This is a genomic window from Chryseobacterium sp. MHB01, assembly GCF_034651565.1.
Lineage (GTDB): Bacteria > Bacteroidota > Bacteroidia > Flavobacteriales > Weeksellaceae > Chryseobacterium > Chryseobacterium nepalense.
In genome coordinates, this window is the sequence record NZ_JAYEDA010000001.1 from 626,263 (window position 1) to 643,543 (window position 17,281).

Sequence of the window (17,281 nt, forward strand, 5' to 3'; positions counted from 1 at the left end):
TTTTATAGAAAATGAAAAAAGTATTAGCAATCGCATTTATCGGAGGTTTATTAGTGGCTAACTGTTCTAAAAAGCCAAATCATGACTTACAAGACAGCAACACAATGTTGCCTGAGCCGGACGCACCAACTGCAGTACAGCAGGATTCCAGCGCAACCACAAGAGATACACCGGAAGCTGATGTGAATGCTGCGATGTCAGTTCCTGCCAAAGACGCAAAAGCTGATACGCTTACGAAATAATGAAAAGACTTTTTCTTACAGGGATCATGGGCTTATTCCTGATTTCCTGTTCCAAAAAAGAAAATGTACCGGTTGATACAGCATCTCCGGAAAAAAGGGTTGATGCGGGATCTGCAAAAAGCAGTCTTTCCGGAGAACAGATGATCGAAAGTCTGGACTGTTCCGGATGTCATGCGGTTAATGAAAGAATGATAGGACCTTCTTACCAGGAAATTGCAGATAAATATGCTGAAAAAGATATTGAACTGCTTGCTTCCAAAATTATAGAAGGCGGCAGTGGAGTCTGGGGCAGTGTGCCGATGGCACCTCATCCTCAGGTATCAAAAGAAGAGGCAAAAAAAATGGTGGAATATATTTTAACATTAAAGAAAAAATAATTTCATCCTGAAAAATAATAAAGCTGTTTCTCATTACGGGAGACAGTTTTTTTTATCCTTATTTAGCAATAATCTTACCCAATTTACTCCGAAATGAGACAAAATTTTGAATTTTAAGGACAAAAACCCTTATCTTTGCGCGTTATTGAAATATAGAAATAATGCAATTATCAGAACAGGAAATTATCAGAAGAGAAAAGCTGAACAAGCTTGTTGAAATGGGGATTAACGCATTCCCGGCAGATGAATATGTAATTACAGATACTACAGAATCTATAAAACAGGATTTCGCTGATAATAAACAGGTTAAGATTGCAGGAAGATTAATGTCAAGAAGAATTCAGGGAAAGGCATCTTTCGCTGAATTGCAGGATTCTACAGGCAGAATCCAGGTTTATTTCAACAGGGATGAAATCTGTACCGGTGAAGACAAAACTTTATACAATGAGGTGTACAAACATCTTTTAGATATAGGAGATATTATCGGGGTTGAAGGAGAATTGTTCACAACGCAGGTTGGCGAAAAAACGGTTTTGGTAAAAAACTTTACCCTTCTTACAAAATCACTTAGACCGCTCCCTCAGGCAAAAACTGATGAAAACGGAGTGGTGCATGATGCATTCAATGATCCGGAACTAAGATACAGACAGCGTTACGTAGATTTAACGGTAAATCCTCAGATAAAGGAAGTTTTCGTGAAAAGAACCAAATTGTTCAATGCGATGAGGACATTCTTTAATGATGCCGGATATTTTGAGGTGGAAACTCCGATCTTACAGTCTATTCCGGGAGGAGCAGCGGCAAGACCTTTCATTACACATCATAATGCTTTAGACATTCCATTATATTTAAGAATTGCCAATGAATTATACCTGAAAAGATTGATCGTGGGCGGTTTCGACGGGGTGTACGAATTCTCCAAAAACTTCAGAAACGAAGGGATGGACAGAACTCATAATCCTGAGTTTACAGCCATGGAAATCTATGTAGCTTATAAAGATTACAACTGGATGATGGATTTCACGGAAAAATTACTGGAATTCTGTGCTATTCAGGTAAATGGTACGACAAAGGCTACATTTGGTGAATATGAAGTAGATTTTAAAGCACCTTACCAAAGAATTTCAATGACGGATGCAATCCTGAAATTCACAGGTTTTGATATTACAGGGAAAACAGAGCAGGAATTGTTTGATTTCGCAAAGTCTATCGGAATTGAGGTGAACGAAACAATGGGTAAAGGGAAAATTATTGATGAAATTTTCGGGGAGAAATGTGAAGGAAACTTCATCCAGCCAACTTTCATTACCGATTATCCTATCGAAATGTCTCCTTTGACGAAGAAACACAGAAGCAAAGAAGGTCTTACGGAACGTTTTGAGCTGATGGTTTGCGGAAAAGAAATAGCGAATGCTTACTCGGAGCTGAATGATCCGATTGATCAGAGAGAACGTTTTGAGGATCAGTTAAAATTGTCTGAAAAAGGGGATGATGAAGCAGGTCAGTTTATCGACGAAGATTTCTTAAGAGCCCTGGAATACGGAATGCCGCCAACATCAGGTTTAGGAATCGGAATGGACCGTCTGATCATGTTCTTAACGAATAATGCATCCATTCAGGAAGTATTGTTCTTCCCGCAGATGAGACCTGAAAAAGCAGTTCCGCAAATAGAATTAGGTGAAGACGAAAAAGTGATTCTTGAAATTTTAAATTCCCAGGAAGAACCGTTTACTTTGGCAGAAGTGAAAGAAAGAAGCCAGCTTTCCGGTAAAAAATGGGATAAAGCTTCAAAAACTCTGACAAAGAATAATCTGGTGAAAGTTGAAAAGATTGATGAGGTTTTGTTGATAAAGTTAGCATAAAACTCATTTATGAAAACTAGTACGGCATTCTTTTTTTGTTTTTTTTACATTTTTACTTTTAGCCAAAGACATTTAACAGCTGTTTTAATTGTCAAAGAAAATAATGACTCTTTAAGAGTAAAAGTTGATATACCAATGATTAAAGAATCATCACGAGTAAATATCGACGAAGACAGCTTTTTTCGTAAAGTAAAAGTTGTTGATGATAATGGTAAAAAATTATATACAGTTCAGCCCCAAGATATTAAAGAACTATCTTTTTCAGACTTAGATGGTAAAAAAAAGATTTATCATAAAGAAATTTCCAGAAATCGTTTAATGCAGCTTTTATATGATGGAAATATTAAATTGTATAAGCAATTTATCCCTCAAATGCATTATACTGCAATTTATTATTTGTTTTTAGATTCTAAAAGGGAACCTATTAAAGTTGGCTTATTTGAAAATAATGAGAAAATTTTATTAAGAATTACAGAATCTAAACCTGAACTAATAAATAAAATTAAAGAATTGAAAGGTGGGGAAGACGAAATGATAGAAATATTAAAAGAATTTGAAGAATCTTAATAATATAAAAAGTTTATAATTTAATTTATGGGGTAGTTCGCGCTTCCCCATAATTTTTTAAAAAAATAGACAGACTATTTCTATTAATTCTCCGTTTCCATTAAAAACTATCAGATGAAAACTCTCGTATTGCTGGTTTTCTGTTGTATAAGCATCCATTCACAGATGCTCACTTCTGTCTATTTCGATTATGACAGTTATACACTCACGAAAGAATCCCGAAGAAAATTAGATAGTCTGGTAAACCTGAAAAGCAATCTGAAATTCAGGATTTTTGGAAACTGTGATATTTCCGGAAGTTCAGAGTACAATAAAAAGCTATCTGAAAGTAGAGCTAATGCAGTGAATAAATATCTTCAGGCAAGAATCGGAAATACGATTGCTCTGGAAAGCGTTGTTGGGTTGGGAAAAGAAAAGCAGATCAATGACAACAGTACCGAAGAATTGCGCCGTAAAAACAGGAGAGTAGATATTTTTATTGATCAGGTGCTGAGGGCGGGCGAAATAAAATCAGGCAGAACATTTGAAAGCTTTTTCAGCAGGAAGGTTGCTGATATGAAAGTTGGAGAGACTTATTCTTTACCGAATGTCAATTTTATCGGAGGGCGCCATGTCTGGTTTCCAAAAGGAAATAAAGTTCTGATTCAGCTGGCTGATGTGCTGAAAAATAACCCATCTCTTGAAGTGGAGCTTCAGGGACATATCTGTTGTGATTATGATAATTTCGATGGTGAAGATCTCGATCTGAAAACTTTTAATCTTTCTTGGACAAGAGCTCATGCGATCAGAGAATTTCTCGAAAAGCAGGGAATCGATTCGCGGCGGATAAAAGTTACCGGAATGGGACATCTCAATCCCGTCGTTTATCCTGAACGTACTGAAGAAGATATGATAAAAAACAGGCGGGTGGAAATTGTAGTGCGTAAAAAGTAAAAATTTATTAATCTGTTATTTTCAAATATCTTTTCTGGTAATCGGGATTATAACAGTGATAAGAAATCAAATTTGCTGTTTTTTTCAATCCTTTATTTCCTTCGTTTTTATAAAGTAAAATTTCATCTTGAGTAAGTTGTATCCAGACTTCCCATACACCGTGAGTTCCGCAGGTTACTTCCATCAGATAAGTGTCATGATGATTTTTAAATAATCTGTAAATATACGGGCTCAATGAAATGAGTTTAAAATTTTTCAGATCAAATTCCACCATAACAAAGTTTTTATTGAATGTTGTTATTTAATATTATCTTCTTAGTTTGCTGAACGAAGCCATCAGGTAAAATAAAAACGGTAAAATAAAAATAGACCCTAAAATCAGCGCCCACCCTAAAGCGGAAATGGTTTTCGGAGCTGCAACATGCTCCAGTAAAGAAAGGTGCTGCCCGTTTCCGAAAAGAATAATATTGGGATTATGCTGGTAGGTTGCTGCAACTAAAATCATAATCACCTGAAACCCGGCTAATGCCCTTACAGGAAGAAGTTTTTTGGTATTCATAGCTCTGAGAATCAACAGGAGACAAACGGTTGCAAAAGCCGTTGCCATCATTCCCAGTGGCTTTGAAAAAACCCACATGATCAAGGGAATATCAGACAGATATGCTGTTAAGAAAACCAGTGCTCCTGTAATGACAACAAAAATCATCGTTTGTTTCGATTTTTTAATCATTAAATTAAGTTCGAGGCGGTCAACTGTTTCTCTCAAAGCAAAAACAGAAGCCAGATAAGCACAGATGGAAACTGTGAAAAGTCCTACAGCAACCCCGAACCAGTTCAGCCAGCTGAAAATATAGAGATCTAAAAACCCTTTGGCATCAGGATTAATAGAATGCGAAATAGTTGCAGCAGCAATTAATCCCAGAAAAAAAGGTGTCAGAAGACTTGAAAAATAAAAAATCTGCGTATATAGCCTCTGCCATTCATCTTTCACGGCATCATAATGCCTGAATGTAAATGCCGTTCCTCGCGCAATGATCCCGATAAGCATTAAAACCAGAGGAATATGCAGATAAGTTGATAATGTGGTATAGATTTCAGGAAACCCTACAAAAAGAATAACAATAGCGATGATCAGCCACATATGGTTGGCTTCCCACACCGGAGCAATCGATTCATACATGATCACTTGGGTTTTAGGACGGTTCTTTTTTCTCGTAAAAAGCTCTACGATTCCTGCACCAAAATCTGCTCCGCCCAAAATCACATAAAGACAGATCGACAGCCAGAGGAAACCTATAACTACGTATATCATAATTTTTTTTGTTTATCGTTAAACTGAGGATCCGTAGGATCGTAAAGTTTCGGGACCATTTTGATCTGTCTTGTCAGAAGGAAAATAATAACGAAAGACAGTGAAACAAAAACAGCGGTAAAGAAATAGAATGAATACTGAATTCCGGGCATCGGTGTTACGGCATCAACAGTTTTCATAATTCCGTAAATAATCCAAGGCTGCCTCCCCACTTCCGTTACGGTCCATCCGGCTTCCAGTGCGATATATCCAAAAGGTGTTGCTATTAAGAATGTTTTCAGCAGCCACTTCTTTTTCAGCCACTCTTTTTTGAAAAACGCAGCATATAAATAAATAATTCCTATAATAATCATCACCACTCCGAAGAAAATCATAATCTGAAAGGCAAAATGTACTACAGCAACAGGTGGCCATTCATCCCTTGGGAAATCTTTCAGTCCTTTTACTTCAGAATTAAAATCATTGCTTACGAGATAGCTTAAGACTTTAGGGATTTTTATGGCATATTTTATTTCTGCTTTTTCTTCATCCGGAATTCCGCCAATCACAAAAGCTGCACCTTTTTCCGTTTCAAAATGTGCTTCCATTGCTGCTAATTTGATAGGTTGTCTTTCCGCAACAGATTTCGCGGCAACATCACCACTAAGAGGTGCCCCAAACGCTCCTATTAATGCGAATCCGGCAGCAATTTTAAAAGCTTTGGTATGAAATTCAATATTCTTTTTGCGAAGAATCATATAGGCATGAAGTCCTGCAACGGCGAATCCTGTGGCGCAAAATGCAGCGACTGTCATATGTAGCGCCTGCGGAAACCACGCATCATTAAACATTGCTTTAATAGGGTCTATATCCAGGTACTGTCCGTTAATATAATCAAAACCGGCAGGAGAATTCATCCATGCATTGGCTGCAACGACTAAAATTCCGGACGCTAAACCGCTTATACCTACCAGAAAGCCACAGAACCAGTGAAACCATTTGTTGAATCTGTCCCAGCCGTAAAGAAAAAATCCTATGGCAATAGCTTCTATAAAAAAGGCTGTTCCTTCCAGGGAAAATGGCATCCCGAAAATAGGGCCTGCATGTTTCATGAATTGTGGCCAGAGAAGTCCGAGTTCAAAAGAAAGCATCGTTCCGGAAACAGCTCCGGTGGCAAAAAGTATGGCGACGCCTTTGCTCCATGCTTTGGTGAGACCTTTGTAGATTTCATTATTTGTTTTTAAATATTTCCAGTGGGCAAACGCCATCAGAAAAGGCATAACCATTCCCACACATGAAAAAATAATATGAAAACCGAGGGACATTGCCATTTGGGCACGAGCTGCAAGGAAATCGTCCATAAATACTAAATTTTAAGTAAATAAATGTAAGGATAAATTGCCTATATACGAATATGATTTCCGACAGTTATTATTCAGATTGAAGATTTTAACTTTGTATTTTTTATGAGTAAATTCTATTCGGTTTCTGTGGAAAAGTCTCCTGGTTTTTGACATATTTTAACTTTCATAACTCGAAAAAAATCACGATATTTGTGGGTCTTTGCATTTAGCAGGATTTTTAATATTTTATATGAGTCAGAAACAATATACAGCTAGTAGTATTCAGGCATTGGAAGGGATGGAGCACGTTCGTATGCGTCCTTCAATGTACATTGGTGATGTAGGAGTAAGAGGTCTACATCATTTGGTTTATGAAGTAGTGGATAATTCTATTGACGAGGCTTTGGCAGGATACTGCGATACCATCTTTGTCAGCATTAAAGAAGGAAACGGAATTGAAGTAAGTGACAATGGTAGAGGTATTCCGGTAGACTTCCATGAAAAAGAACAAAAATCTGCTCTTGAGGTTGTAATGACAAAAATCGGGGCCGGAGGTAAGTTCGATAAAGATTCTTATAAGGTTTCCGGAGGTCTTCACGGAGTTGGGGTGTCTTGTGTAAATGCACTTTCCAATGAAATGGTAACCACCGTTTATAGAGACGGAAACATTTATCAGCAGATCTATTCCAGAGGAAAAGCACAGACCGGTGTTGAAGAAATCGGGAACAGCGACAAGCGAGGAACCAAACAGTTCTTCCAGCCGGATGATACTATTTTTACCGAACTGGTTTATAACTATGATACCTTAGCGAGCCGTTTAAGAGAACTTTCTTACCTTAATAAAGGAATTACAATTACCTTAACTGACGAAAGAGAAAAACTTGAAGACGGGTCTTTCAGGTCTGAAGTTTTTCATTCCGAAGGCGGGCTAAAAGAATTTGTTGCATACATTGACGGAAACCGTGAATCCATTATGGAAAATGTGATTTTCATGGAAGGCGAAAGAGATGATATTCCGGTGGAAGTAGCCATGCGTTATAACACATCATTTACCGAAAATCTTCACTCGTATGTTAATAATATCAATACACATGAAGGAGGAACTCACTTAGCAGGTTTCAGACGTGCTTTGACGAGAACCCTTAAAAAATATGCCGATGATCTGGGTATTCCTCAAAAGGAAAAAGTAGAGGTCACAGGAGATGACTTCCGTGAAGGATTAACAGCCGTGATTTCTGTAAAAGTAATGGAACCTCAGTTTGAAGGGCAGACGAAAACAAAATTAGGGAACTCTGAAGTTTCCGGTGCCGTAGACAAAATTGTTGGTGAAATGCTGACAAACTTCCTTGAAGAAAACCCTAACGAAGCGAAATTAATCGTACAGAAAGTGGTTTTAGCTGCAAAAGCTAGACAGGCGGCAAAGAAAGCCCGTGAAATGGTTCAGAGAAAATCTCCGATGGGAGGTTCCGGGCTTCCGGGAAAACTTTCAGACTGTTCTTCAAAGGATCCTGCAGAATCTGAAATTTTCCTTGTAGAGGGAGATTCCGCAGGCGGAACGGCAAAACAGGGAAGAGACAGGTTTTTCCAGGCGATTCTTCCATTAAGAGGTAAAATTCTTAACGTTGAAAAATCAATGCTTCATAAAGTGTATGATAATGAGGAAATAAAAAATATCTATACCGCTCTTGGTGTTTCCGTTGGAACAGAAGAAGACAGCAAAGCTTTAAACATGGCTAAGCTGAGATACCACAAGATTGTTATCATGACAGATGCCGATATCGATGGTTCCCACATTTCTACCCTGATCCTGACGTTCTTCTTTAGATATATGAAAGAACTGATTGAAAACGGATATATTTATATTGCTCAGCCGCCTTTATATTTACTGAAAAAAGGAAATAAAAAGGTCTATGCCTATAATGAGAAGGAGCGTGAAGAATTTACCCTCGAAATGTCTCCGGACGGAAAAGGAGTGGAAGTACAGCGTTACAAAGGTCTTGGAGAAATGAATCCTGAACAGCTTTGGGAAACAACCCTTAATCCTGAACACAGAATTCTTAAGCAGGTAACTATTGATAATGCAGTAGAAGCAGACAGTGTCTTCTCTATGCTTATGGGAGATGAGGTTCCTCCGAGAAGGGAATTTATTGAGAAGAATGCAAAATATGCAAAAATTGATGCATAATATAATAGCATTTAACATAATAAAGGCCTCAGTAATGAGGTCTTTTCCTTTTATTTTAAATCCTGTTTAACATAAAAAAATAATTATAAACACTTAAAGGGATTTTCTTATTTTTGCTAAATTTTAATAACCATGATTAAAATACTTTGTACCGTAGCTCTTTCCACAGCATCATTGTATTATGCACAGAGCTTTCCTGCTTCGGCAATTCCTGAAAATTTGAAGAAGAATGCAGACGCAGTTATCAGAAAAGATTTCACTACTGTCCAGATCAATAAGATCGATGATATCAAATACCAGTATTATACCGTAACAACAGTTCTCAATAAAGATGGAGATTCGGATGCCCAGGTATTCATTCCTTATGAAAAAGGAAACAGTATTTCCGATGTAAAGGTGAATATCTATGATGAAGCCGGGAAAAAAATAAAGTCTTTTTCCAAATCTGATTTCAATGATTTTGCAAATAATAATCAGGGAACATTTTATTCGGATAACAGGGTAATGGTTTTACCTTATATGGCGACACAATATCCTTACACCGTTGAATTTTCTTATCAGATCGGTGATGAAAATACGGTATTCTTACCTGATTTTACACCTTTCAGATCAACGAAAGTATCATTGGAAGAAGCGCAAATGAAAATTGTCAATAAATCCGGAATAGATCTTAAAACAAAAATTTATCCGTCGCCCTATAATTATACTTCGGTAACTGAAAGTGAAAATGCCGGCGAAAAAAACTATACTTATAAAAATGTTCCGGCTATTGATGATGTGTTTTTACTGCCTCAACCTGTGAAAATTTTGCCTAAAGTAAGCTTTGCTTTAACAAAATTCAATCTCGAAGGAAAACAGGGAAGTATCAATAACTGGGGAGATTTCGGAAGCTGGTATTATAATAGCATTTTACAGCCGGTTTCTGTATCTACACCTGCTATTAAAGCTGAGGTGATGAGCCTTGATCTTAAAGGAACAACAGAAGAAAAAGTAAAAAAGCTGTACCAGCATATGCAGGCTAAAACAAGATATATTTTTGTAGCGCTTGGAATAGGAGGATGGCAGCCTATGCTTCCTGATGAAGTGCAGAAAAAAGGGTATGGTGACTGTAAAGGACTTACCAATTATATGAAAACTTTGCTGGATGAAGCCGGTATTCCATCGTATTATTCAGTAGTTAATTCAGGTACTTCGCCTGTATCTTTTGATAAAGATTTCCCAAAGATGGGTGGCAATCACGTTATTTTAATGGTGCCGACAGAAAAAGGGAATATCTGGCTGGAAAATACTTCCCAGCAAGTAGCATTTAATCATTTAAGTTACAATACAACGGCAAGAAATGTTCTTTCGATCAGAAAAGAAGGAATTGAACTGATTAATACTCCGGATTATACCGCTGAACAAAGTAAAGAAAAGCAGAAGCTCACAATCAAAATTAATGAAGATAACAGTATTTCGGGTGAAGGAAGTTTTTCTTATACCGGAATTCAGTATGATAACAATCTTGTTCTTGCTTCCATGTCTTCAAAAGAACGAACCGAAGCCGTAAAAAATATGTTGGATGTTTTGCATTTTGAAAAAATCGAGATGAAAAATTTCCTGAATGATAAAGATAATGCAGTTGCGAAATACGACCTGGATTTTAAAGCCAACAATTATTCTAAAAATGCGGGAAACAGTATTATTTTCAGAGCAGTTCCTATTTTTTCTAACAATGTTTATAAAAATGAAGAAAACAGAGAATTGCCATTCGAATTGAGACAGTCTTTTGAAGATGAATATGAAGTAAGCTTTATCCTTCCGCAGCAATACAAAGTGGAAGAACTTCCGGAAAATGTTGTACTGAATTCGGAATTCGGAACGTACAAGCTGAGTTTTGTGAAAAACGGAGAATCGCTGAAGGTCACAAGATCCATCAGAATTAATAAAGGTATTTACCCGAAAGAGAAATATAACGATTATATCAATTTCAGAAAAAAAACAATTAACATAGACAACTCAAAAGTTTTAATATCTAAAATTTAACATGAAAAAAATAGTATTCATCGCTCTTTGCTCAGCTCAATTTATTTTTGTGAATGCTCAAAAACATAAATTTCTCGATCCGCCAAAATTCAATGATGCAGATTTATCTAAACAGAAATCAACTCTGGATGAAAATGCTCCGGCGGAAATTCTTTACAGATCATTACATTTCAGTATTGATAATACAACCGGTAATCTTATTAAAAATACATTCTATAGAGTAAAAATTTATGATAAAGATAAGGCTGAAGATTGGTTGAATGTTGAAATACCGCTTTATCAGAACGGAAGTGATCAGGAATCACTTGCCAAAATGAAGGCGTTTACTTATAATCTTGAAAACGGAGCTGCGGTTGCCACCAAAGTTGACAAAACATCAAAATATAAAAGTAAAGAAAGCAAAAATATTTCTATCAGCAAGCTTGCATTTCCTAATGTGAAAAACGGTTCTGTTATTGAATATCAGTATGAGGTAGTGTCTCCCTTTCTTTTTATTATTCCCGAAATTTTGATTGAAACGGATACCCCTTCCCTTTATACGGAATACGTTTTGGACAGTCCTGCCAATATTGCATACAATCTTAATTATACAGGTTCTCTGCTGCCAAAATATAAAGAAGTTGATGAAAGACTATTGTATGGAGCAAACTATAGAACCTACCGCTTTGCTTATGAAAACCTGAAATCTTTCAAAACGGAAAAGTTTGTAAACAATGACAGAAATTACAGGACAAAAATTGGTGCAGAGCTTCACTCTACAAATTTTAGAGAACTGAAACTCTACTCATCATCCTGGGAGCAGATTAAAGAACGTCTTTATGAAAGTGAAGATTTTGGAGGAGAGCTCAAGAAAACAAGACTGGCCAAAGATAATATGCCTGCCAATATTGCAGGTATTTCCAATGAATTGGAGAAGGCCAATGCTATTTTTAATTATGTGAAAAATACTTTTACCTGGAACAAAGATGCGGGTCTGTATGTGGAAGACGGGATTAAAAAAATGCTCGAAACTAAAACCGGAAATGCCGCTGAGATGAATCTTTTCCTGGTAATGTTGCTTCGGGAAGCGGGTATTAAAGCAGATCCTCTTGTTATTTCTACAATAGGTAACGGATTGATCAATCTTGCGTCTCCCAATGTTTCTAAGATGAATTTTGTAATTGCAGCAATCCAGACGAAAGATGGTATTCATTTGTTTGATGCTACGGTAAAGCAGTCATCTATCGATCAGCTTCCTCCCAGAGACTGGAATCAGTTCGGAATCCTTATATCTAAAGATAAAGTTCAGCAGGTTACAATGAGCAATGCCAAAGCAAGCTTTACCTATCTCACGGCAACGGCTAAAATTAATGAAGACGGAAGTATTTCCGGAAGTTATTCAGACAGAGATACCGGGACATATGCCATGTTTGCCAAGGAAAGCTATGACGATAATGCTGATAAATATAAAAAACAGTATAAAGAGAATTTCTCCATAGACTTTACAGATATCGATTCAAAAGTTATTGAAAACGGTGACTTTGAAAGCACGATGAAGTTTTCGTCCGAAAACCTTATTGATAAAGTCGGCAAAAAGATCATCATCAATCCGATGCTTTTCCTGAATAAAAACTCCAATGAATTTGATCAGACGGAAGAAAGAAAATACATGATTGATTTTATCACACCTTTTACAAGAGTGAAAAAGATCATTCTTCAGATTCCGGAAGGATATGCGATTGAAGAAATGCCGAAAAATAAAAAAATTGTTACCGAAGATAAAGAAATTGAGTATAGCTATATCGCAGAGCAAAAAGGCAATACTTTGGAAGTGATTTCCACCACAAAAGTTTTGAGCCCGAACTATCCGAAAGAATATTATCCTGCATTCAAACAGATTTGGGGGGTAGCATCCAAACAGGAGAATCAGGTAATCAGCCTGGTGAAAAAATAAAACCACATAATTTTTAAAATAAGTTTAAAACCATTCATTTTTTGAATGGTTTTTGCATGTATATAGAAAAAGAATTATGAAAAACACTATAGCCGCTCTTGCTCTTTCGGCACTTTTTATCATTTCATGTAAAAAAAACGAAAACAGCAGCACGGAAATTATTAAGAATGACTCTGTACACGCAAATACATTTATGGTAGATTCTTTAAAGGTGAGTGATTCTTTAAAATTGAATGATTCTCTTAAAGTTAAATATTCAGCTACAATGCTGGTATTTCCTGACATTAAAAACAATGCACTTCTGGACAGTATTTATTTCGAAGAAAAAAATATCCGTGATTTTTCGAAAAACGGCATTCAGGATTGGCTTGAAAAAGATAAAAACGAATACTTCAACAGCATTAAAAAAAATTCTAAAGACTGGATTTCAGATATGAATTTTTCTCAGGAGTGGTATTCTGATAAAGCTATGAAACTTAAATCAAAGCTGAATGATTATCTGCATATTCAATATATCTGGGGTTCTTATGAAGGAGGTGCTCATGACAATTATGGTTTTTCGGAAAGAGTTTTTGATGTAAAAAACGGTAAAAAGCTTCAGTTAAAAGATATCACCAGCATGTCGACCTCGAAAATTGAAGCCCTGCTTCTGAAAAATATTAATAAAATAAACAGCGGAACTACAGATAATACCGGAGCAGTTAATAATTCGGAGATGCTTTTGGTAGATGTGATTCCCGCAACGGAAAATTTCTATTTTGACGAAAAAAACCTGTATTTTCACTACAGTCCTTACGAAATTGCCGCTTTTGCTGCAGGAGATATTACCATTCCTATTTCATGGACAGAGCTGAAAGGTACTATTAGTCCTGAATTCGAAAAAAGAATGGGCATAACCTATTAAGCCGATACCAAGATCGATACAAAATGATGAAAAAAATCTATTTCATATGGATATTGTCTTTCCTTTCAGTCATCTTTGCCTGCAAAGAATTTGGAAATGAGAATAAAAATTCAGAAAAAAACGGATTTGGTAGAACTACTGTAGATTCTGTCATAGAAGAAGATACCCTGAAAATTTCTGATTCTGTTGTATTGCGTTATTCATCTAAGCTGTTATGGTTCCCCGGTCTTGACAATAAAAAATTTCTTTCGGAAATTTATTCCGGCGAAGAAATATCAGATTACTCCAAAAACGGACTTCAGGTTTATATTGATAAAGAAAAAGAATCTGTTTTTGACAGAACGAAAAATTTTCGTGGCCTGCCGGATGTAAAACAGCAGCAACAATGGTCTTATATCTCCCAGATGAATGTGCGTATGAACAGAAATAATTATGTAGCTGTTCAATATTACAGCAGTCAGTTTCTGAATGAGAATAAAGTTCAATATCATTATGAAGAGAAAGTTTTCGACTTTAAAAATCACAAGAAACTTGAATTATCAGACGTATTAGTTCTTTCCGAAGAAACCATCCGCAGGATATTAAAACTGAGCCTGGAAAAAACAACCATGATGCAGCAGATTAAAACCTATGATCGGGAAGCTTATGCAGCTCTTTCTGCTATTACTTTTCCGGTGACCAGGAATTTTTATTTTGATGATTCCAACCTGTATTTTCATTACAATATGAATGAGATCAGCCATAATTATGATATCGGAGATATTATTCTCACCATTTCATGGGAAGATCTGAACGGATATATTAAGCCGGATTTTGCCAGAAGAATGAAAATTAACTGAATTTAATGCTTTCTAATCTGAAAGCATTTTTTATTTTTGCATCAATGGAAAAAGTAGCCTTCATTATCAATCCCTTTTCGGCCAAAAGAAACTATCAGCCGTTTCTTACTGAACTGCATGCCAAGGTGAAAAATCCTTTGTATTATATTTCAGAATCCATTTTGGGAACCGACGATTTTATTCATAATCATTTTGATGAAGTTGATATTTTTGTAGCGATAGGAGGAGACGGAACTATTTCAACGGTAGCCCGTAATCTCATCAGTACACAAAAAATTCTGGCTATTTTTCCGGCAGGTTCCGGAAACGGATTTTCCAACGAGACCAATTTCAGCAAGAATCTTGATGAACTTCTTGAAAAACTCAAACGAAAGAAATCCAGAAAAATTGACACTTTTACCATCAATGGAAGACTGTCCATCAACGTTTCTGGGACCGGTTTCGATGGTAAAGTGGTGAAAGAATTTGAAAAAACAACGCGGGGTTTTAAAAATTATATTAAAGTTTCCCTTAAAACATTCTTCAAATACAAGCCGAAAAAAGTTAAATTTTTGGATGAAAAGTATAAAGAATACGATGGTAAATACCTTATGGTGAATATTGCCAATACGCGCCAGTTTGGAAATAATGCATACATAGCACCACATGCAAGCAAAAGTGACGGACTGGTGGATATGGTTCTGGTAAAGAAATTTCCAATCACTTATTCTCCGTTATTTGCATTCAGAATGTTTACCAAAAAACTGAAAGATGATAACTATATTACTTATCTACCTGTATCAGAAGTGGAATTTAAGGTAAACACCAAAAATTGGCATATTGACGGTGAGTTCAACAAGATAAAGTCACCTATTCATGTAAAAGTGCAGCCTTCGAGTTTGAATATTTTAATTTAAATTATTAATTCAGTTAAATTTATAAATGTCTCCATATCCATTGGTGCATTCCCTGAAAAATTCTTTAGGTAAACCGTTTTTAAGACTGATTTTTGATACAATATTTTTATTACAATGCAAATTTGTATTTTGAAAGATTAAAATTTTATTTATCAGCTTGGTGGGTAAATCTGTATCTACGCCAACAGTGTAATTTCCTAAATATTGATTCTCTCCGTTAAAAATAAGTATTCTATTTGTTGATCGTCGAGATAATCCCCAAATCCACGTTGAATTCATTATTTTATAAGTTTTGCCTTCATTTGTTTTAACTCTTCCAAGATAAGTAAGATGTGTTTCTGTTCCTCTCGTTTCTGTCCATTTTCCAAAGATTATTTTTTTTCCAATTAATCTTTTTGATAAGACTATTTGCTGAATTTTGTCATTGCTGATTTGTGAATTTCCAGAAAAAGGAATTAATATGCATAAAGAGGCCAAAAGCTTAATATAGAATAATTTTTTCATCAATTAAATTTCTAATTTCTTTTCTATATCACGGGGATGATTCAGAGAATACTGCAGTTGATCCTTATCCAGTTGTTTTTCCCAGTTGGCAACCACAACTGTTGCTACGGAATTCCCGATTACATTGGTTAAGGCACGGCATTCACTCATGAATTTATCAATTCCCAAAATCAGCGTCATTCCCGCAATAGGAATTTCAGGAACAACGGCCAACGTTGCAGCTAATGTCACGAACCCCGCTCCTGTAACACCTGCAGCGCCCTTTGAACTCAGCATGGCTACTAACAGCAGCATCATCTGCTTTTCAATCGGAAGATGAATATTAAGAGCCTGAGCAATAAATAATGAGGCCAGTGTCATATAAATATTGGTTCCGTCAAGATTGAAAGAATATCCCGTTGGAACCACCAAACCTACGATAGCTCTTGAACAGCCTGCTTTTTCCAATTTTTCCATAATTCCGGGAAGTGCAGATTCAGACGAACTTGTTCCTAAAACTAACAGTAATTCTTCTTTAAGGTAATACATCAGTTTGAAAATATTAAACCCATTGTACCACGCTACAGCAACTAGCACCAGCACTACAAACAATGCAGAAGTAATGTAGAAAGTTCCCACCAGAAATATGAGGTTCAAAACAGAATGAAGTCCATATTTACCAATTGTAAAAGCCATCGCTCCAAAAGCTCCAATCGGTGCCAGCTTCATCAGCATATGAACAATTTTGAAAACCGGTGTGGAAAGATCCTGCAGAAATTCGGTTACTTTCGCGCTCTTTTCTTTTGTTAAAACCAAAGCAACACCCATCAGAATGGCTACCAGCAGAACCTGAAGAATATTTTCGCCCACCAGCGGACTAAAAAGTGTTTCGGGGATAATATTCATGATAAACCCGGTAAGGGTAGATTCATGTGCTTTTTGTTGGTATTGTGACACATCTCCGGACAGGGTAGTAGGATCTATATTCAGTCCATCGCCAGGCTGTAAAATATTTCCAACCACAAGTCCGATAATCAGTGCTAATGTTGAAAAGGTTAAAAAATAGATCATCGCTTTAACGGCAATTCTTCCTACTTTTTTCAGGTCTGTCATGTGAGCGATTCCCAAGGTAAGGGTGATGAAGATTACCGGAGCAATAATCATTTTTACCAGTTTAATAAAGCCGTCACCCAAAGGTTTCATCTTCTCTCCCAGTTCAGGGTGAAATTTTCCTAAAAGGATTCCGGCAATTATAGCGATCACCACCTGAAAATAAAGCTGCTGATAAAGTTTTTTTGCTTTCAATGAAATTGTTTTAAAGAACGAAAATTATGAAAAAATTACTGTTTCTGATGACAAATATCAGTAAAAGTTTCGGCGGGGCTTTTAGCCCCGCCGAAA

At 36.3% G+C, this 17,281-nt stretch carries 16 protein-coding genes; 11 read left to right on the forward strand and 5 right to left on the reverse strand.

Translation table 11 applies throughout. From position 1 onward, the window contains the following. Positions 1–11: 11 nt before the first annotated feature. The 5 genes from U9K52_RS02975 (at position 12) to U9K52_RS02995 (ending at position 3,981) form a co-directional block, all read left to right on the forward strand. Complete coding sequence (locus U9K52_RS02975) at positions 12–242, forward strand: hypothetical protein (RefSeq protein WP_169229170.1); 231 nt, start codon at positions 12–14, stop codon at positions 240–242. Continuing rightward, entirely contained in the window at positions 242–619 is a 378-nt protein-coding gene (locus U9K52_RS02980; protein WP_248392343.1) for a c-type cytochrome, read from the forward strand. Before U9K52_RS02975 ends, U9K52_RS02980 begins: the two co-directional genes overlap by 1 nt. Positions 620–780: 161 nt before the next feature. Beyond that, positions 781–2,481 carry a lysine--tRNA ligase gene (gene lysS / locus U9K52_RS02985; protein WP_263603628.1) on the forward strand — a complete coding sequence of 567 codons (1,701 nt, stop codon included), beginning with the start codon at positions 781–783 and terminating at the stop codon, positions 2,479–2,481. A 9-nt stretch (positions 2,482–2,490) separates the two neighbouring features. Next, on the forward strand, positions 2,491–3,048 hold the full coding sequence (locus tag U9K52_RS02990; protein WP_248392349.1) for a hypothetical protein: 558 nt from the start codon (positions 2,491–2,493) through the stop codon (positions 3,046–3,048). A 114-nt stretch (positions 3,049–3,162) separates the two neighbouring features. Further along, positions 3,163–3,981: an OmpA family protein gene (locus tag U9K52_RS02995; RefSeq protein ID WP_322925253.1), complete on the forward strand. Its 819-nt coding sequence runs from the start codon at positions 3,163–3,165 to the stop codon at positions 3,979–3,981. Between the two features lie 7 nt (positions 3,982–3,988). On the opposite strand, the gene U9K52_RS03000 is transcribed toward U9K52_RS02995, so the two are convergent. Genes U9K52_RS03000 through U9K52_RS03010 form a run of 3 tightly spaced genes read right to left on the reverse strand, consistent with a single transcriptional unit; the run spans position 3,989 to position 6,633 of the window. Next, positions 3,989–4,255 carry a hypothetical protein gene (locus U9K52_RS03000; protein ID WP_322925255.1) on the reverse strand — a complete coding sequence of 89 codons (267 nt, stop codon included), beginning with the start codon at positions 4,253–4,255 and terminating at the stop codon, positions 3,989–3,991. Between the two features lie 33 nt (positions 4,256–4,288). Next, positions 4,289–5,293: a cytochrome d ubiquinol oxidase subunit II gene (locus tag U9K52_RS03005; protein ID WP_263603624.1), complete on the reverse strand. Its 1,005-nt coding sequence runs from the start codon at positions 5,291–5,293 to the stop codon at positions 4,289–4,291. Further along, positions 5,290–6,633 carry a cytochrome ubiquinol oxidase subunit I gene (locus U9K52_RS03010; protein ID WP_322925258.1) on the reverse strand — a complete coding sequence of 448 codons (1,344 nt, stop codon included), beginning with the start codon at positions 6,631–6,633 and terminating at the stop codon, positions 5,290–5,292. Before U9K52_RS03010 ends, U9K52_RS03005 begins: the two co-directional genes overlap by 4 nt. Before the next feature lie 232 nt (positions 6,634–6,865). Here U9K52_RS03010 and gyrB point away from each other — a divergent pair, with 232 nt between their 5' ends. From gyrB to U9K52_RS03040, 6 genes are all read left to right on the forward strand, one after another. Further along, on the forward strand, positions 6,866–8,800 hold the full coding sequence (gene gyrB, locus U9K52_RS03015) for a DNA topoisomerase (ATP-hydrolyzing) subunit B (protein ID WP_248392359.1): 1,935 nt from the start codon (positions 6,866–6,868) through the stop codon (positions 8,798–8,800). Positions 8,801–8,932: 132 nt separating this feature from the next. Continuing rightward, positions 8,933–10,825, forward strand: a complete 1,893-nt coding sequence (locus tag U9K52_RS03020; RefSeq protein WP_322925260.1) for a DUF3857 domain-containing protein — start codon at positions 8,933–8,935, stop codon at positions 10,823–10,825. A gap of 1 nt (position 10,826) precedes the next feature. Continuing rightward, the gene (locus tag U9K52_RS03025) at positions 10,827–12,758 is read left to right on the forward strand and encodes a transglutaminase-like domain-containing protein (protein WP_322925262.1); all 1,932 of its coding nucleotides are present in this window, start codon (positions 10,827–10,829) and stop codon (positions 12,756–12,758) included. A gap of 76 nt (positions 12,759–12,834) precedes the next feature. Further along, a complete protein-coding gene (locus tag U9K52_RS03030; RefSeq protein WP_322925264.1) occupies positions 12,835–13,662 on the forward strand; it encodes an RsiV family protein in 828 nt (275 codons plus the stop codon). Positions 13,663–13,685: 23 nt separating this feature from the next. After that, positions 13,686–14,501: a hypothetical protein gene (locus U9K52_RS03035; protein ID WP_263603618.1), complete on the forward strand. Its 816-nt coding sequence runs from the start codon at positions 13,686–13,688 to the stop codon at positions 14,499–14,501. Between the two features lie 5 nt (positions 14,502–14,506). Continuing rightward, positions 14,507–15,397, forward strand: a complete 891-nt coding sequence (locus U9K52_RS03040) for a diacylglycerol kinase family protein (RefSeq protein WP_322925267.1) — start codon at positions 14,507–14,509, stop codon at positions 15,395–15,397. A gap of 9 nt (positions 15,398–15,406) precedes the next feature. Here U9K52_RS03040 and U9K52_RS03045 read toward each other — a convergent pair whose 3' ends face one another. Then, positions 15,407–15,901: a hypothetical protein gene (locus tag U9K52_RS03045; protein WP_322925269.1), complete on the reverse strand. Its 495-nt coding sequence runs from the start codon at positions 15,899–15,901 to the stop codon at positions 15,407–15,409. A 3-nt stretch (positions 15,902–15,904) separates the two neighbouring features. Continuing rightward, positions 15,905–17,185, reverse strand: coding sequence for a dicarboxylate/amino acid:cation symporter (locus U9K52_RS03050; RefSeq protein ID WP_322925270.1), 1,281 nt, complete (start codon positions 17,183–17,185; stop codon positions 15,905–15,907). Positions 17,186–17,281: the final 96 nt, after the last annotated feature.